Genomic DNA, 24,766 nt, shown 5'->3' on the forward strand with positions numbered 1-24,766 from the left:
CGACCATGCCCGATTATCAACACCTCTGGAAAGACGGCACACCGGTCCATCTACCCTTAGGTAAGATCGTGTGCGTTGGTCGTAACTACGCCGAACACGCCCGGGAACTGAACAATCCGGTACCCAGCGAGCCGCTGCTGTTCATCAAACCGTCCACCGCAGCGACTCACATCACCCGGCCAATTGAACTGCCTCGCGATCAAGGTCAGGTGCATTTCGAAACCGAACTGGCCGTTCTTATCGGCCGACCGCTGACCAACGCCTCCGCCAGCGAAGCCGAACTGTCGATCCTCGGATACGGTCTGGCGCTAGATCTGACCCTTCGCGACCTGCAAACAAAACTCAAAGAGAAAGGCCATCCGTGGGAACGCGCCAAAGCCTTCGACGGCGCCTGCCCGCTGTCGCCTTTTGTGCCAGCCGACAAACTGCCCAGAGACAACATTCACTTCACGCTGGATGTTAATGGTCACAGGCAACAGACCGGCGACACCCGTGATATGCTCAACACCATAGTGCCGCTCATTGCCCATATGAGCAGCCAATTCTCTTTGCTCCCGGGGGACGTGGTTTTGACCGGCACCCCCAAAGGCGTTGGTCCTCTGGAATCCGGACAAACCTTGTCATTAGAGCTGGAGGATGTACTGTTTGTGGAAACCAAAGTGCTCTGACCCAAAACTCTGAGGGCTTTGGTACAACTTCTGCGCTAGGGAACTCGCACATCACTATGGCTAAGAAACCTGTCACTTCACGTTCTGGCCGTTTTCTTAAACTGGCCGGCATGACCGCTTCCGTGGCCAGCGAATACGCCGGCCAGAAAGCCCGCGGCCTGTTTCGTACCGTCGACGACGAAGGGGCCAAAAGCGAAAGCTACACCCGCATGGCCGGACAGATTGCCGACACACTCGGCGAGATGAAAGGCGCGGTCATGAAAGTCGGCCAGATCGCCTCCCAGACCCAGGACTTTCTGCCTAAAGAGTTTTCAGACGCCTTAGAAAAGCTGCAAAAAGAAGCGCCTCCTATGCCGTTCGAGGTCATTCTGAAGCAGGTGGAAAGCGAACTGGGCAAACCCGTCAGCGAACTCTTCGAATACCTGCAGGAAAGCCCTTACGCCTCGGCCTCTATTGGCCAAGTTCACCGCGCCCGCATGCACGATGGCACAGATGTGATCGTCAAAGTGCAGTACCCCGGCGTTGATGAATCCTGCGACTCGGATCTGAAACAGCTGCGCATGGCGCTAAAACTTGGCGGCCTGCTGAAGATGCCGAAAAAAAGCGTCGATCTGTTGTTCGGAGAAATCCGGGAGCGCCTGAAGGAAGAACTGGACTACGAGAACGAGGCCCAAAACCTCAAAATCTTCGGCGAATTCCACAAAGATCAACCTTGGGTGATCATCCCAAGGGTCATCGATAGCCACTCGACTCGGCGGGTTCTAACACTAGAGTTGGTGGAAGGCGATCACATCAGCAAGGTCACACCTGACCGCTACTCTCAGGAAACCTTGAACCTCATCGGCCACCGCATCTTCTCCATCATGGCCGACCAGTTGTTCCGGTTCCAATGCATTCACGGTGATCCACACGCAGGCAACTTTGCCTACCGGCCGGACGGCACCATCGTGATGTACGATTTTGGTTGTGTGAAGAAACTGAAGCCGGAAATTGTGGAGGCTTACCGGAACGCTCTCATCTCGGCACTGGAAGAAGACTACAGCAGCCTCGATCAACACCTGATCGATTTAGGCGCTCGCGTAGGCAGCCAACCGGCCATCGATGAAGCCTACTACGCCATGTGGCGCGATATTTTGATAGTACCTTTCGTGGGTGACGAGCCTTACGATTTTGCGGAAGCCGATATCCACATGCAGGTAGCAGCAAAAACCAGCACGGTTTTTAAATACTTGGACTCCTTTAAGCCGCCGGTCGAAAGCATTTTTATAGACAGGATGATTGCAGGGCATTACTGGATGTTGAAGCGACTAGGTGTGCAAGCTGCGTTCAAGAGCGAACTGGAGAAATACCTGCAGGCTTGAGGCATATGTCATCAGGTGCAAACCCTGTCGGGGGGCGCTGTCCAAAAACCGCTCCTTCGGCACGTCCATGTGACGCTTCTGCTCCGCCATCCATGGCTGCGCACATTTTTGGACAGCGCCCCCCGACAGGGCCCAAGCTCTTTAGTCTATCCGCTAAAACCTAACGCATTCACCCACTCAGCCAAGCCTTCACTCGCCCCTTTTCGGATTACTCGGGCCCGGGAAACTGTTGCTGGCTCGCCGGGGTCGATAACTGTAATCGGCACATCAATATCCACTTCATGAACCAATCCAGCTGCCGGATAAACCTGCAAAGAGGTCCCGACAATCAACAACCGATCCGCCGTGCTCACCAACTCAGCAGCCGCGTCCAGCATTGGCACTTCCTCACCGAACCAGACAATATGCGGGCGCAACTGGGCGCCACGGTCACAGGTGTCACCGGGCTGGATGTCGCGGTAACCGATGTCGTAGACCAGCTGGGGATCAACCGCGCTTCGCGCTTTGGTCAACTCACCGTGCAAGTGGACCACATTGGTTGAACCACCCCGCTCGTGGAGGTTATCAACATTCTGGGTAACCACCGTAACCCGGTATTGGCTTTCCAGTTCCGCCAACAGGCGGTGGGCCCGGTTGGGCTCGACTTCCTGAAGCTGCCGGCGCCGTTCGTTATAGAACCGGAGCACCAAGTCCCGGTTCCGTTCGAAGGCTTCCGGCGTGGCTACGTCGTACACACTGTGTTTTTCCCATAACCCATCGTTATCCCGAAAGGTGGAAAGCCCGCTTTCGGCGCTTATACCAGCGCCGGTGAGTACAACGATATGCTCTTTCATCAGTCGAATATCTTACCTGGGTTCATAATGCCGCTTGGATCGAATGCCAGCTTTATACCTTTAAGGTAGGCTATTTCAGCTTCACTGCGGGTGTACTGTAGGTAGGGCTTTTTGGTCATGCCTACGCCGTGCTCCGCAGACACACTGCCCTGATAGCGCTCAACAATTTCGAACACCCACTTATTCACCTGCTGGCACTTCTCAAAGAAGTCTTCTTTGGCCATGTCTTCAGGTTTCAGAATGTTCAGGTGCAGGTTGCCGTCGCCGATGTGGCCGAACCAGATGATTTCAAAGTCCGGGTAGTGCTCGGTCACCACGCTGTCGATTTCCTGCAGGAAGCCCGGAACCTTGGACACCACTACAGAAATATCGTTCTTGTAGGGTATGCGCGGCGCGATGGACTCGGAGATACGCTCCCGTAGCTGCCACAAGCTGTTGGCCTGGGTTTCGCTCTGGCTGATGACGCCATCCAGCACCCAGCCTTTTTCCACACACTCTTCGAACAGCGCCATGGCATCGTCCATCACCTGATCGGACACAGCCTCGAATTCCAGAAGCGCATAGTACGGTGCTTCGGTTTCAAACGGCGCTTGTACCTGCCCGTGGGCCAATACGTGCTGCATTGCTTGGTGGGAGAAAAATTCGTAAGCGGTCAGGTCCAGCTTGCTCTGGAACGACTGCAGCACATCCATGGTGTTGACCAGGTCGTTCAAACCCAGCACCAGCACGGTCAGGTTGTCCGGCGTGCGGGTCAGTTTCATGGTGGCTTCGGTGATAAAGCCCAAGGTGCCTTCTGCGCCGATAAACAGATGGCGCAAATCGTAGCCGGTGTTGTTCTTGGCCAGATCTTTGTTCAGGTCAAGAATGTCACCCTTACCGGTGACGACCTTCAGGCCAGCAACCCAATCACGGCTCATGCCGTAGCGAATCACCTTAATGCCACCGGCGTTGGTGGACAGGTTGCCACCCAACTGGCTGGAACCGGCAGACGCGAAGTCCACGGGGTAATACAGGCCATTTTCTTCCGCGAAGTTTTGCAGTTGCTCGGTAACAACCCCGGCCTGGCAGCGCACAGTGCGGTCACTGGCGTTAAAATCCAACACCTGATTCATGTTATCGAACGCCACCACGATCTCGCCGTTGGCAGCCACTGCACCCGCGCTCAAACCCGTACGCCCGCCCGACGGCACCAAGCCGATCTTATTCTCGTTGGCAAACTTGACCACTGCCTGCACCTGCTCGGTGGTTTTCGGCAGCACAATAGCCAGCGGCTTGGGCGGATAGATTTTGGTCCAGTCCTTACCGTAGGTGTCCAGATCGGAAGGGTCAGTCAATACTTTGCCCGGGTTTTCAGCGGTCGTAACCAGTTCTTCAAGGGCGGCAATGATCTGTTCGGAACTCATGAGCGTGTCGGTCTCGTCAGGTTTGGGCTCTGGTTTGATCAAAATCAACACAAAAAGAATTGATCCAGGCAAACCGGCGCACTGTGAAAATCGATCTTTATGGTATCATACCGCCCCTGTTCTGTGAGCTAGGCCGACGATCCTGGCCGCAGGTCATTTCACGTGACGAAAGGTTCGGAAGCACGCCCATGTCAAATACGTCTCTCGAAAAGAGCAAAATCCGGATCCTGCTGCTGGAAGGCGTCCATCAATCTGCCATTGATACCCTGAACGCTGCGGGCTACACCAATATTGAGTACCTGACCCACTCACTCGCTGAAGAAGAGCTGATTGAAAAAATCGCCGATGCGCATTTTGTTGGCATTCGCTCTCGCACTCAGTTGACTGAGAAAGTATTTGAGTCCGCTAAAAAGCTGGTCGCTGTGGGCTGCTTCTGCATCGGAACCAATCAGGTCGACCTGAAAGCTGCAACCCGTCGTGGTATCGCCGTATTCAACGCGCCTTTCTCCAACACCCGCTCTGTTGCAGAACTGGTTCTGGCACAGGCTATTCTGCTGTTGCGTGGCGTGCCCGAAAAGAGTGCCAAAGCGCACCGCGGTGAGTGGCAGAAGTCTGCCAAAGACAGCTACGAAATTCGCGGCAAGAAGCTGGGCATCATCGGTTACGGTAACATCGGTACTCAATTCAGTGTTCTGGCGGAAAGTCTGGGCATGGACGTGTACTTCTACGATGTGGTTTCCAAACTGCCGATTGGTAACGCCACTCAGGTTGGCTCACTGAACGAACTGCTGAACATTGCGGATGTGGTTTCTCTGCACGTGCCGGAAACACCGTCCACTAAGTACATGTTCAAAGCGGAACAGCTGGCACAGATGAAGCCTGGCTCCATCTTGATGAATGCTTCCCGCGGAACCGTTGTGGATATTGACGCTCTGGCCGAGACGCTTCGTTCCGGCAAACTGCTGGGCGCTGCGATCGACGTGTTCCCGGTTGAGCCGAAATCCAACGATGAAGAATTTGTGTCTCCGCTGCGCGAATTCGACAACGTGATCCTGACCCCGCACGTGGGCGGCTCAACCATCGAAGCCCAGGAAAACATTGGTCGCGAAGTGGCTGAAAAGCTCGCCATGTACAGCGACAATGGCACCTCCGTTTCTTCCGTAAACTTCCCGGAAGTTGCACTGCCGTCGCACCCGGATCAGCACCGTTTGTTGCACATTCACGAGAACGTGCCGGGTGTTATGTCCGAGATCAACCAGGTGTTCTCGGAGAACAACATCAACATCTGCGGGCAGTACCTGCAAACCAAAGAAGATATTGGTTACGTGGTTGTGGATGTCGACAAAGCCTACGGTGAGCTGGCACTTGAAAAGCTGCGTCAGGTTAAGGGCACTATTCGTACCCGCGTACTGTTCTGAGATAAGCCAATTCGGCACATTCAGAACACAAAAAAACCGGACGATGTCCGGTTTTTTTGTGTCTGCCATTAATTACTGCGGTGCGCGCAGCAACAAATTCGGCGAACCGGCTTTGATGCCGCTAAGCACATTGCCTGTGCCCAAATTAACTACCGCGTCTGCCACCTGAGCAGGCGTCAGGCCCGGCTGTTCGGCCAGAATCAACGCCGAAACCCCGGCCACGTGAGGCGATGCCATCGAGGTACCACTGATGGTATTGGTTTGACTATCGGCTTCGTACCAGGCAGCGGTGATTTCCGATTCCGGCAATCACATCGGCGTTGCTGCCAGCCCCCGAGCAATCCAACACCCGCACTGGCGCCACGGACGCTTGTTTGGCAACACCATAAGACGTGCTGGCTACGTGGGTACCGTGGCCGTTACAGTCTGTGGTATCGGTGGCATCTGTTGATCCGCCCAGATTAAGAAGCGGCCCGATCAACGGCAACGCGCCCAGCCCCAGTAAGTCCGTAAGCGGTGATTAGTGCGTACTTTTTCATAGGATACTGCTCTCTTGTTATCGTTAGTTGAACAAGTGAACTTGACACAATGTGAACTGCTTCACAGTATCCAATCAGGCCAACTCTGAAACCGCCTGCCATAACGTAAAAAGCTTCGCGACCCAACGGCGGCGAAGCTTCCAGAAACCCGGCATTACCGGGATTCAAACGCTCTATGTTAAACGCATAACACTTATTGCATGGGCACCAGCGTCAGCTCAACACGGCGGTTCTGTTCACGTCCCGCTGCCGTTTCATTAGAGGCAATGGGCGAACGCTCACCGTAACCGGTGGCGCGAGTCCGTCTGGGCTCGATGCCTTGGTTCATCAAGAAGTCACGCACCGAAGACGCACGACGCTCACTCAACAGCTGATTGTAGCTGTCACGACCGGTGCTGTCGGTATGACCATCAATCTGAATGATGGTTTTATCAAATTCTTTCAATACAAGCGCCACCGATTCCAGAGTACCGGTGAATCCCGAGCGAATGCTGGATTGGTCTGTGTTGAATGTGATGTTACCCGGCATAACCAATTCAATCTGGTCGCCATTACGAACCACACGCACGCCCGTGCCTTCCAGTCTTTGACGGAGTTGCGCTTCCTGACGGTCCATGTAGTAACCAATGCCTCCGCCCACTGCAGCACCGCCTGCGGCGCCAATCAAAGCGCCCTTACCACGATCGCTCTTACTGGAAGTGGCAGCGCCAATAGCCGCGCCACCCAAGGCGCCGATGATGCTACCTTTCGTTGCGTTCGATGTTTTCTCTTCCCCGGTGTACGGGTCGTAGGTCATACAACCACTCAGACCAACCGTCGCAACGGTAAAGGCAAGGATTGTCTTCTTCATCACAAACTCCTGATGCTATTAATGTTGTATCCGGCCATTCCAGACCACATTACTGCGAGAATGTATCAATAATGGTATTGAATACCGTCGCCTGCAAATCTTTGGCCTCATTAACCAAGTGATGGCGCCCATCCGGAATGGTGCGTTCATTCACTGACGAAAACTTGTTTCGAATAATCCGCAAATTGTGTTGCCAATCAACGGTCAGGTCTTTTTCACCCTGAACAACCGTGACCGGGAAATCCACCGGCCGAGCCGACTCGATGTGTGGTACCCACTGCCGTAGCGCCGTTACCCAGTCCACATGCACAGCCCGAGCCTGTAAAGGATCATGTTCCCGTAGAAACTTCAGGAACCGGGTGTTACTGCTGTTTTGGCCAAACGCTCTGCGCCATCGGCTCAGGAAGGGGCGCGCGACACTGTGCAGCATCTTGGCCCCTAACCAACCCATCGGCCGAACCAAAGGGGCCAACAACACCACTTTCCGGAACGCTGAGGTTTCCTGGTTATGGTGGTTAGACAACAGATAGTCGATCAATATCGCTCCACCTGTGCTCTGACCAACCGCGAACCACGGCCCCCGAATTTTATCGTCCACCTGCGCCATCACCTCCGACAGAACCGCCTGATACTCCAGGAAGCTGCCAATAGCGGCTGGTGTCCCACTGGACAGACCATGGCCCGGTTGGTCATAGGCAAGCACATCAAAGCCGGCACCCAGACACCGGTCAATAAGCTGGGTATACAGCCCAACGTGATCGAAGTAGCCGTGTAAAATAAATACGGTACCTTTGGACTCAACGGAATCTGGCAACCGGAAATAGTGCACCATGACTTCATGATGCTGAGCTTTGATGTAGCCTTGGTGATACGCCACCTCCGGGTGTTCTACCCAAAGGTCCAGACCGTAAAACCGACAATAGGCTTCCATCTCGGAGCTCAGTTCCCGGGGCTGCTGAGGATTAAACGGCTCAAGCCTTTCAAGCAACGAGTGCCTGTCCCAGTTCGGTATTTCTATGGTATCTGTTTTCCAGTACACGTAGAGTTAAACGCCTGTCATGTGTCAATAATTGACGATCATCCTAACGCATTCACCGGGGAGAACACAGATGTTCCAACCGCTTCTTGAAGCCGGCTTGCGCCAGACTATGTATCGACTCGTACGCCCTTTGCTGTCAAACGGTGTTTCGTTAAAGCTGCAGCGCAATCTGATTCGACAAGCCTACAGAACGTCAGTGCCTCCCCGCAGCGTACAGTTCACCCAAGGCACACTGGGGCAGGTACCGGTGTTGCGCACCCGGATGAACAACCACTCCACGGGCACCGTCGTTTACCTGCACGGCGGCGGTTACATTCTAGGTTCTGCAGCCACCCACAAAGGTATTGCCGGCCATTTGGCAAAACTGACGGGGTGTGAAGTCATCATTCCGGATTACCGACTGGCCCCGGAACACCCCTACCCCGCTGCACCCGAGGATGCCGAAGCGGTATTTCGGGCCTTAATAAAAGAAGGGAAGCCAGCGGAAAAGATAGCCATTGCCGGAGATTCAGCTGGCGGTGGTCTGTCGTTGGTGCTGGCGATGCGGCTTCGGGATCACGGACACCCGTTACCATCTTCTATTACATGTTTTTCACCTTGGACCGATCTGACGAGTCAGCAGCTTTACTCGCCCGAATGCGAACCGGTTCTTCATGCAAGCTGGGTTTTCAAAGCCGCGAAAATGTATGCGGGTGAAGGCGCGCTCACCAATCCTATGATTTCGCCCGTCTTTGGTGATCTGAAAGGGCTACCCCCGACGCTGATCCAAGTGGGCGGTCAGGAAATTTTACTGAATGACGCCACTCGTCTGGCGGACGCCGCTAAAGCGGCACAGGTCGATGCAACACTCGAAATCTACAACGGCCTGTGGCACGTGTTTCAGACCCACAGCGCCCAGCTAACGCGTGCGTCCGACGCCCTTGTCGTCGCGGCCAAGCACATCAGGCGTCACCTGGCAGAGTAACCTCGCCTCGCAGCAGGGCCTCTTTCCGCGCTCTCGGCCAACGTTTAACTTGCCACTCCAACCGGGATGCCCGGCTCCGGTCACCCGCCAGCGCGTGAAATTCCAACGTCAGCGGACCTTTACCCCGCAAGCTGCGGGCGCCCTTTGGGGCGCCCGCCTGGTGCTCGGAAAAACGTCGGGGTACGTCAGTGGTTATCCCCGTGTACAAACTGCCCGCTGCCGTGCGCACCAGGTACAGATGCCACAGCTCAGCCATGCTCCAAGCCTTGGGTCCGGGCCTGAACTTTCTTTTGCTGCAACCACAAACCAGCGATGATCAACACCAGCCCAACGTAGGTGGACGGCAGAATCACTTCCCCCAAAATGAAGTAAATAAACACCAGCGACAAGAACGGCGCAATGAAAATCAAATTACTGACTTTTGCCGTATTTTCTGCCTTTTTCATGGCTTGGGACCACAAAATAAACGCAATCCCCATTTCAAAGACACCGATGTAAACCGCGGCCGAGAGCGATTGCAGCCCTGAAAACTCAAACCCGACGGTGTACCCGCACACCAAGACAATCACTGGCAAACCAAACAAAAAGTTCAGGAAAAGCCCGACGACAGGGTCACGCGTGTCTCGGGTCGCGATGATCCAGTAAGACGCCCAAACGACGGTGCTTCCCAGCGCGAGGGCGACCCCTAGCGGGTCTGAAAAATTCAACGATGTCACCGCGCCCCGGGTCGCTATCACCACAACACCGGCATAACACACCAACCCCGCCAAAATATCGATACGACGCAACTTCTGCCCTAAAAACGGAACCGACAAGTAAGCCAGCACTAATGCCCAGGTGTAATTCAGCGGCTGAGCTTCCTGCGCGGGCAGTCGGTCAAACGCGCCAAATAACAGAAAGTAGTACAGGCACGGGTTGATCAGGCCCATCCCTATCGATTGCAGGTACTGGGTTTTGCTGAGCTGAAAAACCTGCTGCCACCGCCCCATAATTACCAACGCCACCGCCATCACCACGATGGAAGCCGAGCTCGCCACCAACAACATCTGTACGGGCGCCAGATCCGCTAACGCCAATTTGAACGCGGTCGCTACCGTTGACCACAGCAACACGGTAGCCAGGCCGTACAACATGGCCTGCTTCTGATTTTTCATCACTTCTGCTCCAGAGTGGATTCCAGCCAACGGTAAAGCGTTCGCCTGTTAATACCCAGAATTTGTGCGGCGCGGCGCTTGTTGCCCTCTACCGCGTTCATGACCTGGCGTACGTAATTTTGCTGCAGAGTCTCCAAGGTGGGCCATTCTGGGATATTTGAGCCCTCCGGGTCTATCGTGCTGGTTTGAAAGCTTCCTTGCCGCTTACGAATGCGCTCCGGCAAATGTTCGGGCTGGATGGTGCCCCCGTCACAAAACGTCACCGCCCGCTCGATAGCGCTGGAAAGCTCCCGCACATTACCGGGGAACGGGTAATCCCGGAGCACCCGCAGCGTTACCTCACTAAACTTGAGAAAACCGCGCCCATGTCTCAGGCACGCTTCTTTGAGGAAATGCATGGCCAGCAGTTCTACGTCTTCGTCCCGTTCCCGCAACGGCGGTACAGAAAGCGACAGGGTTTCAAGCCGGTAGTAGAGGTCTTCCCGGAAAGTACCTTCCTCAACTGCCTTCATCAGATTAACGTGAGTGGACGCCAGTATGCGCACATCGACTGCCTCTTCGTGGTCTGCGCCAACGGGTTTGATGGCTCCTTCCTGCAACACCCGCAGCAGCTTGGCCTGAAGTGCCATGGGCATTTCGCCAATCTCATCCAGCAATAAGGTGCCGCCGCTGGCTTCGGCAAACAACCCTTTGCGTGCCTGCCGTGCACCGGTAAATGCACCGGCTTCATGGCCGAAAAACTCGCTTTCCATCAAGTCCGGCGGAATGCCCGCACAGTTAACCGCCAAGAAAGCCTTATCCGAGCGCTCACTCTGGTTATGGATAGCGTGGGCAACCAACTCTTTCCCGGTGCCACTTTCGCCATGAATAAGAACGGCCGCCTGACTGAACGCAACCTGCCGTATCTCACTTCGCAAACGCTCCATCGCTGAACTGTCGCCCACCAACCCCATATTCAACTCGCCGTATTGGCGGGACTGAATCTCGGCCAGTTGCCGGTTAATATCGGCCTGAGTCAGCAGTCTTTTTATTTTCAGACGCAGATGATCCGTGGACAACGGCTTGGTCAGAAAATCATCCGCTCCCGCCTGCAACGCTTCTACGGCTTGGTCAACCGTGCCGAAGGCGGTGATAACAATAAACGGAATTCCGGGGTGTTCCGCCTGCTGGAACGCCAACACCTGCATACCATCGCCATCGGGCAACCGAAGGTCTGAAACAATCAACGCCGGGCGCTGCTCTTTCAAAGCTTTGCGTGCATCCTGAACCGTTGCCGCACCGACAACGGCATAACCATCCGCTTCCAGCTCCTCGGTTAGCAGCTGCCCAAGACTCGGGTCATCTTCTACCAGCAAAACCAGCGGTGCATTTGCCGACATCATGTCGCCTCCTTCGGAAAATAAAGACTCATTCGGCAGCCTCCCAGATCACCGTCCGCCACCGTTACCCGGCCGCCATGTTCTTTCAGAACACTGCTGACCACCGCAAGACCAAGGCCCGTTCCCTCGCCTGCGGCGCGTGTACTGTAAAAGGGTTCGAACACCCGTGCGCGTTGCTCTTCCGGTATGCCCGGGCCATCATCGTCTACCCGCACCTCCCAGCAATCACCGGCGTCGTGGGCCGAAACTTTCAGCTGGCTACGGGCCGACTGGCAAGCATTGCGGATCACGTTCAGGCATGCCAGCCCTGCCCGCAATGGCTCGGCTCGCACAGCCATAGCCTGATCAAGTCCTTCCGTAACCAGCTCGGGCGTATGGCAACGGCTGTCTTCTGCAACCCATGTCATAACGTCCGCAAGCACCGATGACAGGTCCAGTGAACGGCGTGAATCGGGTACGTGGCGAAAACAATCCAGTAGCTGCTGAATAATCGTGGTCATACGTGTGACCTGATGCTCTATGTCGGTGAGGTGGCGCTGCTGTGCTTCCGGTAACCCGGAGCGGGCAAGAATGCGGGCACGCCCCTGTATAACGTTCAAAGGGGCGCCGAGTTCATGCGCCACACCGCCAGCTACCCGACCAATCATTGCCACCTTTTCCTGATACTCCAATTGCTCAGCCAGGGCGCGCTCTCTTGCAATACGCCCTTCAATTTCCGATTCGGCCGCCGCCATACGCCGGCCCAGATTGAGAATGCCGCGATGAATCTGCCGAAGTTCCCGAGGGCCCGAGGGCGGAACCGCCAACAGCCAACGCCCGGGGGCCAGGTTCGCCATGTTTTCCAGTAAACGGCTGACATGCCGCCCCACCGTTCCGTAATGCCCCAGTACCACCACCGCAATCATGATGAAGGAAAATGCGGTCCATATCGTGACAGCCCACCAGCGCGAGGAAGCCACCAGATCGTGGAAATCACTGCGTTTTCGGGTGACCTGAAGCAGCCCCTGGATGCGGCCATCGTTGCCCACCAAAGGCGTAAAATGGGAAAACACCGATTCGCCATCCACTCGCCGGAATGCCCCGCCCAGTTCTCCGCTCGCGATGACTTTCTCGGCACTTGCACTGTTGGATACATCGGTATCGGCAACGCCTAAACTGGCGACCCGGTCGCTGTTTTCATCGAACACAGACGCACCGGATATTCGGCCAATCTGAAAAATGGACTTCAGCGATTCGCCCAGCACCAACTCATCGCCTTGCGCCAAAGCGTTGGAGACGGGCCCGCTCACAGCTTGCGCAACCAACTCCAGATCTTCTCTCAAGCGGTCATTCAGCGCTTTTTCAACGGCCCCCATGCCGATGTAGATAGCAATACCACTGAACAAAACCAACGGCACCACAATGCTCAATACCAGGGTCAGCTGAAGCGACCGGAACATATCCCGAATGCGCCGGCTAATAGGAAACATAACGGGCTCCTGTACCTATGTGTCACAGCATTTCTGACACATGAGGCATTTTGCCACAACCTTCATTACCAACGATTAACGACCAAAAACCATAACCTATTGATTTCATTGAAGTTAAAAGAAATAAAAGATTGGCATGACGAATGCGTTACCGAATATGACATTCACAGAAACGGGGCGCTGCAACATGTCGCCCGGCACCATCAAGCGTAAGGAGCCTGATTTATGAATAAGCTACTTGTTTCCGTAACGGCATCTCTGGCACTGCTGGCCGCTACGCCAACTATGGCACAGCAAGAGGGGCAGCAAGCTCCGGCCAATCCACAAACTCAGAACCCCGGCTATTCTGATCCCGCAGCCGCTGGCACCCAAAGCACCAATTTCAGCGATGCTCAGTTGAAGGAGTTCATCAAAGCGCAAGACCAGGTGATGGAAGTTCGGGAAGAGTACATCGAGAAGATTGAAGCCGCGGATTCCCAGCAGAAAGCTCAGGAGCTTCAAATGAAGGCAAACGACAAAATGGTTTCTGCCATTCAGGACGCAGGCATCGAGATCTCCACTTACAATGCCATCGCGACCGCATACGGCAGCGAGCCGAAGATCCGCAATCGCGTTGATGCGCTGATGTAACCCCACTGTCCAGCGTTCATCCGTTGCCCCGCCTACGCGGGGCTTTTTTATGTCACTGCCACAACAATGGGCGGGAGATCATTTTGACCTCTTCGGCAGCACAAACCTCTCCGGCGCGGGCGGTCAGCTCAGCGATAAACCGGGTTTGATCGCCCGGCGTTAACGGATAAGCCTTCAAGCGATATTTCATTCCCATATCCGTACCCAGCACAGCCACCACAACCGGCTGATAAGTTTTGGTCAAGGGACAGGTATAAATCACATCACGAAACAATTCGCGCATGCGGGCAACATCATGATTGGGCTCAAGATACAGCTCCGCCACACACATAAGGTTGTCGGTCCCGTCGTTGCCATTTGCCAGCAGGTTGTTCCACAACAAACCATGAGGAATCACGATAACGGTGTCATCCAGCGTGACGATTTCCGCTGCCCGCGTGCCGATTGCGCGCACTTCGCCATACTGGCCGTTGATCTCGATCCAGTCCCCCGGGCGGTAAGGCATTTCGTATAAGGTGACAATTCCGGCAATGAGGCTGTTTGCGTAATCCTTGAACGCAAAGCCCAGCGCCAACGCCAGGGCGCCAAATATCGCCAGCATGTTTTCGAAGGATGGCTCCACCAGAATCGGCACTACCATCACAATGGTCAGAACGATGATCACCAACCGGAACAACGGTACCGACGCTAACAGATACAAACGAGGTTTGCCGGACAGCTTCCGAGCCAGCATGGGCACCAGCTTCTGGATCGCCATAATCAGCAGAGATGCCAGCACCACCACCGCAACCGCTTCAATGATTGCGCCTGACGAGATCGTGGACAGTGCGTCTTTCAGCCCCAACTCTTCCATTCTGTGCTCCTAGAACCCATCTACCGGGAATCCGCGCGCCTGCAGATACTTGCGAACCGCCGGGTAACCCAGCGGAGTGGGCCGATACGCTTGCGTTTTTTCATCCTGAACAATCAGATCTGCCCTGAGAAATCGGGACAACAATAACTTTAGTTCGCGATTCGCGATGCCGGTGGCCCGCTCAAGCGATTCAATGGTTAATTGGCTGTGCAACAGAATGGCGTGCAGCACAAGCCCGGCTTGCTGGCCGGAGCCCTGTGGCACGCCGGGCAGGCTTAACTGGTCAAACGGAACGACCCAGCACTCAGCGGTGTTGCCGGCGCTTGCCTCTCCTTCACCCTGTTCGGCGTCCTGTTCCGGTTGGGCCCGCAATGCTCGCTGCCAAATCGCATGCGCAACGCCCCGATTACCTCTGGCGGCATTGGCAAGGTCCTGTGCAAAGCAACTGTATTTTTCTTTCGAGTCGTCCGCTTTAGGTGGCAACACATAAAGGCCGTCGTTGGTCATGCGGGCCGTTAGTGACCGCCCATTGCCACCACGGGCCAAGAAGTCCAGCCAACCGGTTAATCGCCCGGAATCCAAAGGCGCCGGCGTTAAAGGATTAACGTGGATCTCTGGCCAATATCGCACCCAGAATTGCCAGCACCAACTCGAACACGCCACAATGCCACGGCCAGTGCTGTCCAGAGCCACGCGAGCAAAGAAAGACTTCAACAGATTCAATCCGGAGCGGTGGCGCAACCAGAAGTTCGCGAGTTCAGGCACCACCCAGTCATCGTCACCCAACTGTTCGTCCCACCAACGATCGGCATCTGGCTCTGTCATCGACAGGTTTGCCGGTGGTTCAATAATTCGAACTGGCAGAGTCAACAACGCATCAGAGACCCCCGAAAAAGGCGGCGCGACAACAAAGCTCACCTCGCGATTGTGGGCACCTTGCTGACGCAGCGCTTCGAGCTGCTCGAGAATGGCCGACGCCAGAGCCGAGGCATCCGGTTCCGGCGCGTACCGTTTTAGCTTATTTGCGGATAAGGAAGGCAAGTCGTCCAGACTTTCGAAAGCTTCACTTTCAGGGGTAAGCCCCGAGCGCAACTGTTCCAATATGTCCTTCAACCCCGCACGCAGTGTTTTGTGCACCGATACATCTGGCGTACTCCACTGGTCCAGCGCTATCAAACCACCCGGCAGGCAGGGGTGTTCATTATCTGTTTCGGTCGTCAAAAACCCTCTCCCTTAGTGTTATTCGGGAACCAGCCAGGAAAGACTGGCCGACATCCCTAGTCTAGCCTCGCCTTCAAGCTCCGCCAGCATATCGCTCAGCCGCTGATCAAAGCCCCAGGGTGGATTGACCACCAACATGCCAGAACCGACCATGCCACGCTCCGGTGGCTGATCGAGCATTACTTCGCTGCGTAATACCTTGCGCACGCCACAACTTTCCACCCCTGCAATCAATGATTGTTGCAGGCCGCTGGTCAATATCGGGTACCAAATCAGATACACGCCGTGGCGACATTTTTTCCACGCTTGCGCCAAGGTGTTCGCGACCTGACCGTATTCGTCTTTCACTTCATAGGACGGATCGATCAAGGTCAGCAATCGGGGCTGTGCAGGCGGCAGGTTCTTTAGCAGACCCTTCAGTCCGTCTTCGTTCTGAACACGAACGCTGTTTTGCTCTGCCCAGGCTTGCAAAGACTTCCCCTCGGCCGGGTGCAATTCAAACGCAGTAATCGAATCCCCGGGCCGGCCAAAATTCGCCAGCCAAGCCGGCGAGCCGGGGTACAGCGACAAGGCTTCCGCGCCTTCGTTCAAACTGTCCAGCAACGCCACCATCGGCTGCCAGTCAGGTGATTTCAGCGTCTCTCGCAACGACCACAAACGGTGGATACCGGCGTCGGCTTCGGCGGTTTTTCTGGCCCGCTCACTGGTCAGATCATAGATCGCGCTGCCGGCGTGGGTATCAAAACACGCCATGGCGGTCTTTTTGGATTGCATCATGACCAACGCCAGGGTCAATGCCGCGTGTTTCTGAACATCTGCAAAATTTCCAGCGTGAAAGGCGTGAAGATAACTCAACATGTCGGGCTCCTGATTCCAGCCATCCATTAAGCCGCAGACACCCCCTACAAACAACACCCAACACCGCCCAGTGCCACGACAAAACAAAAAATCTTGCGTCAACCTTGCTAACCGCCTCATAATGCAAACGCTAACGCTTCCTATTACCACGTGCATCTAAAATACATGGAGTTCTCAATGACCGCTTTGTTCCGCCCGGCTCCACTGGCCCTTACCATTGCAGCCACCCTTTCCGCTGGCTGCGCCTTCACCCATTCCGCCGCCGAGACTGAGCCGGTCACCAAAGCGTCTGTCGTCTCCCATTATGCCGACCTGGCCCTCGCCAACTACCAGGATGCGCTGGTTACCGCCAAGGCTCTGGATAAAGCCACCGACCAGCTGATTGCGAACCCGACCGAAGCCAATCTGCAAGCCGCCAAAGAAGCCTGGCTGGCTGCCCGTGTGCCCTATCAGCAAACGGAAGTGTTTCGTTTCGGCAACACCATCGTAGACGACTGGGAAGGCCAGCTGAATGCCTGGCCACTGGATGAGGGCCTGATCGATTACGTCAAAACCGACGATTACCAGTACGAGCTGGGCAATGCCGGTGCCACCGCCAATATCATCGCCAACACCCGCGTGAACGTAGGCGGGAAATCTCTGGATACAACGGTATTGACGCCAGAACTGCTCGCAGACCTGAACGAAATTGGCGGCTCCGAAGCCAACGTAGCCACCGGCTACCACGCGGTGGAATTCCTGCTGTGGGGCCAGGATCAGCACGGCTTTGAGCAAGGTGCCGGTGAACGTCCGGTTACCGATTATGCAACAGGTTCGGATTGCACCAACGGCAACTGTGAGCGCCGCGGTGAATATCTGGACGCGGTAACAGACCTTCTGGTTTCCGACCTGGAATGGATGGTGGCGCAATGGGCGCCGGGTAACGAGAACAACTACCGCAGTGAGCTGACAAACGGCGATGAAAACGAAGCCGTTCAGAAAATGCTGTTTGGTATGGGCTCTTTGTCTCTGGGTGAACTGGCGGGCGAACGTATGAAAGTGGCTCTGGAAGCCAACTCCTACGAGGATGAGCACGACTGCTTCAGCGACAACACCCACAACTCCCATTACTACAATGGCCAGGGTATCCAGAACGTTTACACGGGCAGCTACCGCCGGGTTGATGGCAGCCTGGTCAGCGGTCCATCCCTGTCTGATCTGGTCGAAGCCAACAATCCTGAGTTGGATGCTCGCCTGAACGCTCAGCTGGACGCGTCCATGAAGGCCTTGGGGCAACTGAAAGCACACGCTGAAAGCAGCGAAAACCCAATGGCTTTTGATACCATGATCGCGCCGGGCAACACCGAAGGTGCACAAATCGTCAATAATGCGATTATGGCACTTGTTGAACAAACCGGTTCCATTGAGCAAGCCGCACGCCAGCTCGGCATTGAAGCACTGTCCCCTGACGATGCCGGCCACGCATTCTGAGGCACGATGAAAAAAGCACTGATCTGGGGAACGCTGGCTATGGCCAGCGTTCCCGTTTTCGCCGCCAGCCACGCTGGCTACCCGATACAAACCACACCGAATACCGGTGGTGAAGGCACGGTTCAGCAAACCGACACCAATGCGTATTCACTCCCCCAAGCCAACTTGTCGATGACCAAACGGCTGGATTTCAGTGTGGGTAACAGCTTCTTCCGGAACCCTTGGGTTGAAGCGCCCGCCAGCACCGACGCCCGCGATGGTCTTGGGCCCCTGTTCAATACCAATTCGTGCCAGGGCTGTCACATCAAAGATGGTCGCGGCCATCCTCCGGGTGTGGACGAACCGCCAGTATCCTTGTTCCTTCGGCTAGCGGTACCCGCAGATCCGCTGAAAGACGCGGATATACTCCGCACGCAAGGCTTCAAACCAGCGCCTGTTTATGGTGCTCAGCTGCAGACCGCAGCTCTGCCCGGCGCCAAACCCGAGGCCAACCTGCGTATCGAATGGCAATCCGTCACTGAAACCTTACCCGATGGCCATCAGATTTCTTTACGCAAGCCGGCGTACCACATTGATACCCCCAACTACGGTCCGCTACCGGACAACCTGTTGATCTCTCCTCGCGTAGCACCGCAAATGATTGGCATGGGGCTGCTGGAAGCCATTCCGGTCACCGACCTAGAGGCCTTAGCCGACCCAGAAGACAGTAACAAAGACGGTATTTCCGGCAAACTGAATCAGGTTTGGGATTTGGCGGCCAAGCAGACCGTGCCGGGCCGCTTCGGCTGGAAGTCTGCTGAGCCAAACGTGCATCAGCAGAGCATGGGCGCATTTGCCGGCGATATGGGGCTGACCTCCAGCATCAAACCCAACACTGACTGCACGCCCGAACAGAAGTGTGAACAATTCCCCGATGGCGGTGCTCCCGAAGTCACCGATAAAGTCGCCGGCTTTGTGACTTTCTACGCCAAGAGTCTGGCGGTTCCAGCCCGGCGCAACCTTGACCAGGACACCGTTCAGCAAGGCGCCAGGCGTTTTAACGAAATTGGCTGTGCGGCGTGCCACACGCCCAAACACACCACAGGCCAAATCGCTGACCGCCCGGACCTCAGTAATCAGACGATCTGGCCCTACACCGATCTGTTACTGCACGACATGGGGCCTGCCTTGGCAGATGGCCGTGACGAGTTTCTCGCAGACGGCAACGAATGGCGCACACCGCCCTTATGGGGCACGGGGCTGGCGAAGGTGGTGAATCCACAAGCGGGCTTCTTGCATGACGGCCGTGCCCGCACGCCGGAAGAAGCCATTCTTTGGCACGGAGGCGAAGCACAAGCAGCAGCCGATCAATATCGCCAACTGTCCGCCGCTGACCGACGAGCCCTGATCGATTTCCTCAATTCGCTTTAAGGAGTTGCCATGCAGCCCATCATTCGAGCCTTATGCGCGTCGACCCTCGCCGTTGCCGCTTCTGTCAGTTTCGCGGCCGCACCGATGGATGGTCCGCAGAGTGCCCGCACGGGCTGGCACCCGGCAATTCAATCGGGGTATGACTTGCTCGCCGAGGAAACCGCTCAGCTTGCCGAGCACGCCAGCCGTTACTGCGCTGCGCCCGACGAACAGCTAAGGGCACAACTGGAACAACACTGGCGTGACGCCTTTATGGCCTGGCAACAGGTGCGCTTTGTCGATTTCGGGCCGGTAGAAAACAACAATCTGGCCTGGCAGTTTCAATTCTGGCCAGACCCGAAAAATCTGGTTGCCCGCAAAGCCGCCTACCTGACGAAATCAGACCAGCCGATAACCGCTGACCTTATTGAGCAATCGGGCGTGGCGGTTCAGGGCTTTCCGATGCTGGAATACCTGCTGTTCGATGACGCATTGTCTAGCGGCGAAAATGCCCTGCCGGCTCCGCACAGCTGCGCAGTGCTGACCACGGTCACCAAACACCTCGCATCGAACAGCAAACAGCTCAGCGCCGACTGGCAAAGTTTCAAAACGCCTTACCTCAACACCGAGGCCTATCAGGTTTCTACCCTCAAGTCGGCCATGGCCGCACTGGAGATTCTTGAGGAGCGGCGGTTAGCAAAACCCATGGGGCTGCGCGGCAATGGTAAACGTAACCCCTACATCACCGATGCCTGGCGCAGCGGCACCAGCCTGTTATCGGTGGAAGCTACCCTACGCGGGCTGCAGCAACATTTTCTGCCGGAATTCCTGAAACTGCTGGAACAAAAGGGCGAATTACAACTGGCCAAGCGAATCCAGCGCCAGTTTGATGCAGCACTGGATAACTACCCCGAGGCTGATCGCCCGATGACCGTATTGCTGTCTGACGACAAGGCCTTTCGCACGCTACAAGGGCTTTACGTTGACGTTTCCCAGCTCGCCACACTGGTCAACGACCAAGCCGCCGTAGCTCTGGGTGTTGTGCGCGGTTTCAACTCCAGCGACGGTGACTGAAGGACCACGTGTAATGGATAGAAGCCGACGCCAACTCCTGAAAGCGGCGCTTGCCGGCAGCGCGGCATTAAGCCTGAGTGGCTGCAGTTTGTTGCCCCGAAAGTCCGGGTTCAACCCCGAGCAATACTCTGCAGCCGTGGGAAAGCCCGATGGCACCTTCGGTGTAAGCGCCTTCGGCCTGAACGGCCAGCCGCTTTGGGTGTCACCCGTGGCTACCCGTTGCCACAGCGGATGCACACGCCCCGTGAGCAATCAACTGGTGTTCTTCGAACGCCGTCCGGGGTGGCACTTCTATGTCCTGGACGCCTCTACGGGAAAACGACTGCACAATATTGAAGCCGCGCAGGGCGAGCACTTCGTCGGCCACGGCGTATTCTCCCCGGATGGGCGCTGGCTTTATGCTACCGCCAGCCGGTACGAACCTGGCGAGGGCATCGTGGCAGTTTATGACGCGGAGCAAAACTTCCAACGGGTGAATACCTTCGAATTAGCGGGCATCGGCCCGCACCAAATCACTCTGCACCCGGACGGTGAAACCCTCGCCATTGCCTTGGGTGGCATTCTCACCCACCCGGATTATGATCGGCTCAAGCTCAATCTCGACACCATGGCACCGGCACTGATTCTGATGAACCGTCGATCCGGAGAGATTGTTGGCCGCCTGAACCCGAGCCACCATCAACAGAGCCTTCGGCATCTGGACATTCACCCTTCCGGAAAAGTCTATATAGCCTACCAGCACCAAGGCCCAAGGCACGAAATGCCGGCATTGCTTGCCCGCATGGATCACAACCGGCTTACCGAAATTCGTTTTGACGATGAAACCCAAACGGGCCTTGCCAACTACATTGCCAGCGTTATTGCCCACCCGGAAAACGATCTGGTGGCCGCAGCCTCTCCCGTAGGCGGCACAGCTGTAGTTTTCCAAGGTAGCACCGGCAAACTACTGGCGAAAACCTCGATTCCCGATTGTTCGGGCGTGCAGGCATTAGCCGGCGGAGACTTCCTGATTTCCTCGGGCAAGGGCAAACTGGTTCGCCTTGGCGCACACCAGCCGGCTCAGGAGATTGCCCAACTGCCGCTGTATTGGGATCATCATTTGGTGTAGTCAGCCACAACCGCACCAACCGGCCCTTAAGCAACTTCCCGGCTCCTGCTATGCTTGGCAAAATCCTTCATCGGAGTAGCCGCCTTGTCCGAAAAGTCCTCCTATTCGATTGATCAGCTATACAGCCTGATCGCCAACGAAGAAGACGCGCGTGTTTGCAAAGACATTCCTGCCGAAGCCTGCCGGGAAGTACCTCGCAACTTTTTCTTAATTTTGTTCAGCAACGTACTGACCAAGCTCGGCGACCTGCTGATCAGCCCGAAAACCGTTCTGGCCTGGCTGATGAGCGCCGTTGGTGCCCCCGCTTTGGTGGCTTGGCTGGTGCCCATTCGTGAATCGGGCTCGATGGTGCCGCAAATGGTGATCGGCGCCTGGGTTCGCCGCAAGGCGGTGCGCAAATGGTTCTGGACATTGGGCAGTTTCGGGCAAGCCGTGAGTGTGATGGCAATGGCTGCGAGCGTGTGGTTTTTCGAAGGCTACGCCGCAGGCGGCGGCATTGTCGCGGCACTTGTTGTGTTCTCCCTGTCCCGAGGCTTTTGCTCCGTTTCAATGAAGGATGTGCAGGGTAAATGCATTCCAAAAACCCGCCGAGGCCGCTTGTCGGGATTGGCCAGTACTCTGGGCGGCTCAGCAACCGTAATTCTGACGGCGCTGCTGTTCTGGGATCGGGGCGACCCCACCATTGGCTTTTACGCCCTGCTGTTGTTACTGGCCGCCAGCATGTGGATCATCGCGGGTTTTCTGTTTGCGGGTGTTGAAGAGTACGCAGGCGAAACCGATGGCGGCGGCAACGCGTTGGCAGAAGCCTTCAAAAGCTTGTCGTTGTTGCGTACCGACACCCTGTTCCGAAACTTCGTGATTACCCGAGCACTGCTGCTGTGCTCTGCCCTCGCTTCGCCTTACTTCGTGGTACTGGCTCAAAAAGAATCGGACATCGGCTGGATGCTCGGCGTATTCCTGCTGGCCAGCAGCCTGGCCAGCTCTCTCAGTGCCAGCTTCTGGGGTTGGGCTGCCGACACCTCCAGCCGCCGGGTGATGATCCGTGGTGCCGCCATGGCCAGTAGCATTTGTGTTGGTGTGGGTTGTCTGGCCATCGTGTTTGGCCCGGGCTTCGGTGGTGCCTGGTTCTACCCGATCGCGTTCTTCATTCTGAGTATCGCCCACGCCGGCGTTCGCCTTGGCCGCAAAACCTATTTGGTGGATATGGCCGGCGGCAACAAGCGCACCGATTACACCGCAGTCAGCAACACGGTGATTGGTATTTTGTTGTTAGCAACCGGTGGGCTTACCGCGGCTATTTCACTGATATCCAATGTCGCGGTGATTATCGTGCTTGGCCTGATGGGGTTTGCGGGGATGATCAGTGCGTTGCGGTTGGATGAGGTGACGGAAGACTAACCCTCCAGAACAAATAGACAACGAAAAAGGGGCTGGTCACCAGCCCCTTTTTACTTTCATTAGACGATCTTCACTCAATTACAGCGATACCGTCACTTCTTCTTTGGAGGCACAGGCTCCGAACACTTCGAACTTTTCCAAGGCAGAGATGAACTCGAAACCACCACTGTAAATCTCGATTGCATCAAAACGCTTGGATGTTTGGAACACTACATAAACACGGTCGTTGGTGCCGATAATCTCGGAAAAGCCGAGCAGATCAAGATCAGCTCCCAGTTGCCCGCCAGAATCCTCCTGGATTTCACCGTTAAGCAAGGTACGTACTTTCAAGCCACCGTTGGTGAACAAGCCCAGCTTGAGCAACTGCGGCGCTTTTTCCACTTCGACACCAATAACGTTGTTACCCGGGAAGGCAAAACCGCTGGTTGTTGCAATTCGCAGGCTCACAGACGAAAGGCCCAGCAAGTTGGTGTTGCTGATGGTTGCAAAGTTGTTCAGGTCTTGGTCAACCAGATTGCCTTCATCCACAACACCACACAACTCGCCCAATGCAGGCAGAAGGCAGTTGGAATCGCCCTTAGATGCCTCGGCTGCAAAATCATTGTCGCTGGCCACGATAGGAGAGAACTGTTGCCCTGCACCGCACGAGAACTCAACACTCGCCAAATCGCAGGCATCACCAATGTTATCGCCATCGGCATCAGCCTGATCGGGGTTAGCTACTGTTGGGCAGTTATCACCGCCAGCCCAGACCTCGAGTGGCACCATGGCTCCAGGGGCCACATCGGTTTTATCATTAACACCGTCGCCATCAAGGTCTGCATCGCAGACGTCGCCTAAGCCGTCGCCATCAAGGTCTTGCTGATTGGGGTTGGCGACGGTCGGGCAATTATCATCATTAATATCGTTGCCCTCCAGATCTTTGTTGGCGATGCCGTCACCGTCACGATCTATTTTTTCCCAAAGGACACCATCCGTCTCACACGCATCACCAAGACCATCACCATCACTATCGAGCTGGTTCGCATTGGGTTGTAGCGGGCAATTGTCGCCTCCCTCGGCAACCGAAATCACGCTGAAGGTACCATCGGAAGCTTCAACCTTATCGGATACGCCATCACCATCGGCATCGGTATCACACGCATCTCCAACATCATTACCATCACGGTCCGCCTGCGACGGATTAGCGATTAACGGGCAGTTATCTCCGCCATTAGCTACAGATACCGTTTCAAAGGTGTCGTCAGACACTTTGACCTTACCATCAACGCCATCACCGTCCGCGTCGATGTCACAGGCATCGCCATACAAATCGCGGTCAGCATTCTGTTGGTCCGGGTTCGAAATCAACGGACAATTGTCTACATCATTAAGGACGCCATCACCGTCGAGATCATCCTGGTTCGAAACTTCTCCGTCACAGGCATCGTCAATGCCATCTGCATCGGCATCAACGCCATCATTGACGGTAGCCGGGCACGAATCCTCATTGTCCGGAATGCCGTCACCATCTTCATCAAACTCTTTCGAACCATCATCGTCCGCACCGTTGCCGGAACCGTCTACGTTCTGTTCACCACCATTAACGCCAGTTCCGTCACTGGAGCTATCGGCTTCACAGCCTGCTAATGCCAGCAAAGCCGTAAACAATAAAATCAAAGGCAAATTCAGGTTACGCAACTTCATAA

General features: G+C 55.6%; 23 protein-coding genes. 10 read left to right on the forward strand and 13 right to left on the reverse strand.

Features of this window, described 5'->3' with window-relative positions; all coding sequences use genetic code 11:
• Positions 1-5 precede the first annotated feature (5 nt).
• Positions 6-668, forward strand: a complete 663-nt coding sequence (locus MWU64_RS00170) for a fumarylacetoacetate hydrolase family protein (protein ID WP_247059036.1) — start codon at positions 6-8, stop codon at positions 666-668.
• A gap of 56 nt (positions 669-724) precedes the next feature.
• Positions 725-2,029 carry an AarF/ABC1/UbiB kinase family protein gene (locus MWU64_RS00175; protein WP_247059038.1) on the forward strand — a complete coding sequence of 435 codons (1,305 nt, stop codon included), beginning with the start codon at positions 725-727 and terminating at the stop codon, positions 2,027-2,029.
• Between the two features lie 146 nt (positions 2,030-2,175).
• Here MWU64_RS00175 and MWU64_RS00180 read toward each other — a convergent pair whose 3' ends face one another.
• Positions 2,176-2,862: an NAD-dependent deacylase gene (locus tag MWU64_RS00180; protein ID WP_247059041.1), complete on the reverse strand. Its 687-nt coding sequence runs from the start codon at positions 2,860-2,862 to the stop codon at positions 2,176-2,178.
• The gene (locus MWU64_RS00185) at positions 2,862-4,265 is read right to left on the reverse strand and encodes an FAD-binding oxidoreductase (protein WP_247059043.1); all 1,404 of its coding nucleotides are present in this window, start codon (positions 4,263-4,265) and stop codon (positions 2,862-2,864) included. Before MWU64_RS00185 ends, MWU64_RS00180 begins: the two co-directional genes overlap by 1 nt.
• Positions 4,266-4,453: 188 nt before the next feature.
• Here MWU64_RS00185 and serA point away from each other — a divergent pair, with 188 nt between their 5' ends.
• Complete coding sequence (gene serA / locus MWU64_RS00190; RefSeq protein ID WP_247059045.1) at positions 4,454-5,683, forward strand: phosphoglycerate dehydrogenase; 1,230 nt, start codon at positions 4,454-4,456, stop codon at positions 5,681-5,683.
• A 72-nt stretch (positions 5,684-5,755) separates the two neighbouring features.
• Here serA and MWU64_RS15390 read toward each other — a convergent pair whose 3' ends face one another.
• The 3 genes from MWU64_RS15390 to MWU64_RS00205 all read right to left on the reverse strand — a co-directional run bounded on the left by MWU64_RS15390 (position 5,756) and on the right by MWU64_RS00205 (position 8,111).
• Entirely contained in the window at positions 5,756-5,992 is a 237-nt protein-coding gene (locus MWU64_RS15390; RefSeq protein WP_281496190.1) for a S8 family serine peptidase, read from the reverse strand.
• A 423-nt stretch (positions 5,993-6,415) separates the two neighbouring features.
• Entirely contained in the window at positions 6,416-7,072 is a 657-nt protein-coding gene (locus MWU64_RS00200) for an OmpA family protein (RefSeq protein ID WP_247059046.1), read from the reverse strand.
• Positions 7,073-7,121: 49 nt separating this feature from the next.
• Positions 7,122-8,111: an alpha/beta hydrolase gene (locus MWU64_RS00205; RefSeq protein WP_247059048.1), complete on the reverse strand. Its 990-nt coding sequence runs from the start codon at positions 8,109-8,111 to the stop codon at positions 7,122-7,124.
• Between the two features lie 70 nt (positions 8,112-8,181).
• Between MWU64_RS00205 and MWU64_RS00210 the strand changes: the two genes are divergently transcribed.
• Positions 8,182-9,075 carry an alpha/beta hydrolase gene (locus tag MWU64_RS00210; protein WP_247059050.1) on the forward strand — a complete coding sequence of 298 codons (894 nt, stop codon included), beginning with the start codon at positions 8,182-8,184 and terminating at the stop codon, positions 9,073-9,075.
• Here the strand turns inward: MWU64_RS00210 and MWU64_RS00215 are convergent.
• Genes MWU64_RS00215 through MWU64_RS00230 form a run of 4 tightly spaced genes read right to left on the reverse strand, consistent with a single transcriptional unit; the run spans position 9,053 to position 13,077 of the window.
• The gene (locus tag MWU64_RS00215; protein ID WP_247059052.1) at positions 9,053-9,331 is read right to left on the reverse strand and encodes a GIY-YIG nuclease family protein; all 279 of its coding nucleotides are present in this window, start codon (positions 9,329-9,331) and stop codon (positions 9,053-9,055) included. The two genes, MWU64_RS00210 and MWU64_RS00215, sit on opposite strands and share 23 nt — an antisense overlap.
• Positions 9,324-10,229, reverse strand: a complete 906-nt coding sequence (locus MWU64_RS00220) for a DMT family transporter (RefSeq protein ID WP_247059054.1) — start codon at positions 10,227-10,229, stop codon at positions 9,324-9,326. Before MWU64_RS00220 ends, MWU64_RS00215 begins: the two co-directional genes overlap by 8 nt.
• Positions 10,229-11,608: a sigma-54 dependent transcriptional regulator gene (locus MWU64_RS00225; protein ID WP_247060701.1), complete on the reverse strand. Its 1,380-nt coding sequence runs from the start codon at positions 11,606-11,608 to the stop codon at positions 10,229-10,231. The genes MWU64_RS00220 and MWU64_RS00225 overlap by 1 nt, the downstream gene beginning before the upstream one ends.
• Positions 11,608-13,077, reverse strand: a complete 1,470-nt coding sequence (locus MWU64_RS00230) for an ATP-binding protein (RefSeq protein ID WP_247059056.1) — start codon at positions 13,075-13,077, stop codon at positions 11,608-11,610. Before MWU64_RS00230 ends, MWU64_RS00225 begins: the two co-directional genes overlap by 1 nt.
• Positions 13,078-13,473: 396 nt before the next feature.
• On the opposite strand from MWU64_RS00230, the gene MWU64_RS15465 reads away from it, so the two are divergent.
• Complete coding sequence (locus MWU64_RS15465) at positions 13,474-13,707, forward strand: DUF4168 domain-containing protein (RefSeq protein WP_348645538.1); 234 nt, start codon at positions 13,474-13,476, stop codon at positions 13,705-13,707.
• Between the two features lie 52 nt (positions 13,708-13,759).
• Here MWU64_RS15465 and MWU64_RS00240 read toward each other — a convergent pair whose 3' ends face one another.
• From MWU64_RS00240 to rlmJ, 3 genes are read right to left on the reverse strand one after another with little or no spacing between them, the layout of a single operon-like run.
• On the reverse strand, positions 13,760-14,560 hold the full coding sequence (locus MWU64_RS00240) for a mechanosensitive ion channel domain-containing protein (protein ID WP_247059060.1): 801 nt from the start codon (positions 14,558-14,560) through the stop codon (positions 13,760-13,762).
• 9 nt (positions 14,561-14,569) lie between these two features.
• Complete coding sequence (locus MWU64_RS00245; RefSeq protein WP_247059062.1) at positions 14,570-15,781, reverse strand: hypothetical protein; 1,212 nt, start codon at positions 15,779-15,781, stop codon at positions 14,570-14,572.
• Between the two features lie 18 nt (positions 15,782-15,799).
• Positions 15,800-16,639, reverse strand: a complete 840-nt coding sequence (gene rlmJ, locus MWU64_RS00250; RefSeq protein WP_247059064.1) for a 23S rRNA (adenine(2030)-N(6))-methyltransferase RlmJ — start codon at positions 16,637-16,639, stop codon at positions 15,800-15,802.
• A gap of 177 nt (positions 16,640-16,816) precedes the next feature.
• Here rlmJ and MWU64_RS00255 point away from each other — a divergent pair, with 177 nt between their 5' ends.
• From MWU64_RS00255 to MWU64_RS00275, 5 genes are all read left to right on the forward strand, one after another.
• On the forward strand, positions 16,817-18,109 hold the full coding sequence (locus MWU64_RS00255; protein ID WP_247059066.1) for an imelysin family protein: 1,293 nt from the start codon (positions 16,817-16,819) through the stop codon (positions 18,107-18,109).
• Between the two features lie 6 nt (positions 18,110-18,115).
• Complete coding sequence (locus MWU64_RS00260; protein ID WP_247059067.1) at positions 18,116-19,519, forward strand: di-heme oxidoredictase family protein; 1,404 nt, start codon at positions 18,116-18,118, stop codon at positions 19,517-19,519.
• 9 nt (positions 19,520-19,528) lie between these two features.
• Complete coding sequence (locus tag MWU64_RS00265) at positions 19,529-20,572, forward strand: imelysin family protein (RefSeq protein ID WP_247059069.1); 1,044 nt, start codon at positions 19,529-19,531, stop codon at positions 20,570-20,572.
• Positions 20,573-20,585: 13 nt separating this feature from the next.
• Positions 20,586-21,680: a DUF1513 domain-containing protein gene (locus MWU64_RS00270; RefSeq protein ID WP_247059071.1), complete on the forward strand. Its 1,095-nt coding sequence runs from the start codon at positions 20,586-20,588 to the stop codon at positions 21,678-21,680.
• Between the two features lie 84 nt (positions 21,681-21,764).
• On the forward strand, positions 21,765-23,078 hold the full coding sequence (locus tag MWU64_RS00275) for an MFS transporter (RefSeq protein ID WP_247059073.1): 1,314 nt from the start codon (positions 21,765-21,767) through the stop codon (positions 23,076-23,078).
• A gap of 78 nt (positions 23,079-23,156) precedes the next feature.
• Here MWU64_RS00275 and MWU64_RS00280 read toward each other — a convergent pair whose 3' ends face one another.
• A complete protein-coding gene (locus MWU64_RS00280) occupies positions 23,157-24,764 on the reverse strand; it encodes a thrombospondin type 3 repeat-containing protein (protein ID WP_247059075.1) in 1,608 nt (535 codons plus the stop codon).
• Between the last annotated feature and the right edge of the window lie 2 nt (positions 24,765-24,766).

It is taken from the genome of Marinobacter sp. S0848L (assembly GCF_023016065.1).
Classification (GTDB): Bacteria; Pseudomonadota; Gammaproteobacteria; order Pseudomonadales; family Oleiphilaceae; genus Marinobacter.

What these genes read in the sequence shown, in the direction of transcription:
- MWU64_RS00220 (WP_247059054.1), bottom strand. Translation starts at nt 10,229, where the DNA reads ATGAAAAATCAGAAGCAGGCCATGTTGTACGGCCTGGCTACCGTGTTG.
- MWU64_RS00210 (WP_247059050.1), top strand. Translation starts at nt 8,182, where the DNA reads ATGTTCCAACCGCTTCTTGAAGCCGGCTTGCGCCAGACTATGTATCGA.
- MWU64_RS00185 (WP_247059043.1), bottom strand. Translation starts at nt 4,265, where the DNA reads ATGAGTTCCGAACAGATCATTGCCGCCCTTGAAGAACTGGTTACGACC.
- MWU64_RS00260 (WP_247059067.1), top strand. Translation starts at nt 18,116, where the DNA reads ATGAAAAAAGCACTGATCTGGGGAACGCTGGCTATGGCCAGCGTTCCC.
- serA (WP_247059045.1), top strand. Translation starts at nt 4,454, where the DNA reads ATGTCAAATACGTCTCTCGAAAAGAGCAAAATCCGGATCCTGCTGCTG.
- MWU64_RS00270 (WP_247059071.1), top strand. Translation starts at nt 20,586, where the DNA reads ATGGATAGAAGCCGACGCCAACTCCTGAAAGCGGCGCTTGCCGGCAGC.
- rlmJ (WP_247059064.1), bottom strand. Translation starts at nt 16,639, where the DNA reads ATGTTGAGTTATCTTCACGCCTTTCACGCTGGAAATTTTGCAGATGTT.
- MWU64_RS00255 (WP_247059066.1), top strand. Translation starts at nt 16,817, where the DNA reads ATGACCGCTTTGTTCCGCCCGGCTCCACTGGCCCTTACCATTGCAGCC.
- MWU64_RS00215 (WP_247059052.1), bottom strand. Translation starts at nt 9,331, where the DNA reads ATGGCTGAGCTGTGGCATCTGTACCTGGTGCGCACGGCAGCGGGCAGT.
- MWU64_RS00225 (WP_247060701.1), bottom strand. Translation starts at nt 11,608, where the DNA reads ATGTCGGCAAATGCACCGCTGGTTTTGCTGGTAGAAGATGACCCGAGT.
- MWU64_RS00230 (WP_247059056.1), bottom strand. Translation starts at nt 13,077, where the DNA reads ATGTTTCCTATTAGCCGGCGCATTCGGGATATGTTCCGGTCGCTTCAG.
- MWU64_RS00180 (WP_247059041.1), bottom strand. Translation starts at nt 2,862, where the DNA reads ATGAAAGAGCATATCGTTGTACTCACCGGCGCTGGTATAAGCGCCGAA.
- MWU64_RS00170 (WP_247059036.1), top strand. Translation starts at nt 6, where the DNA reads ATGCCCGATTATCAACACCTCTGGAAAGACGGCACACCGGTCCATCTA.
- MWU64_RS00280 (WP_247059075.1), bottom strand. Translation starts at nt 24,764, where the DNA reads ATGAAGTTGCGTAACCTGAATTTGCCTTTGATTTTATTGTTTACGGCT.
- MWU64_RS00175 (WP_247059038.1), top strand. Translation starts at nt 725, where the DNA reads ATGGCTAAGAAACCTGTCACTTCACGTTCTGGCCGTTTTCTTAAACTG.
- MWU64_RS00240 (WP_247059060.1), bottom strand. Translation starts at nt 14,560, where the DNA reads ATGGAAGAGTTGGGGCTGAAAGACGCACTGTCCACGATCTCGTCAGGC.
- MWU64_RS00200 (WP_247059046.1), bottom strand. Translation starts at nt 7,072, where the DNA reads ATGAAGAAGACAATCCTTGCCTTTACCGTTGCGACGGTTGGTCTGAGT.
- MWU64_RS00265 (WP_247059069.1), top strand. Translation starts at nt 19,529, where the DNA reads ATGCAGCCCATCATTCGAGCCTTATGCGCGTCGACCCTCGCCGTTGCC.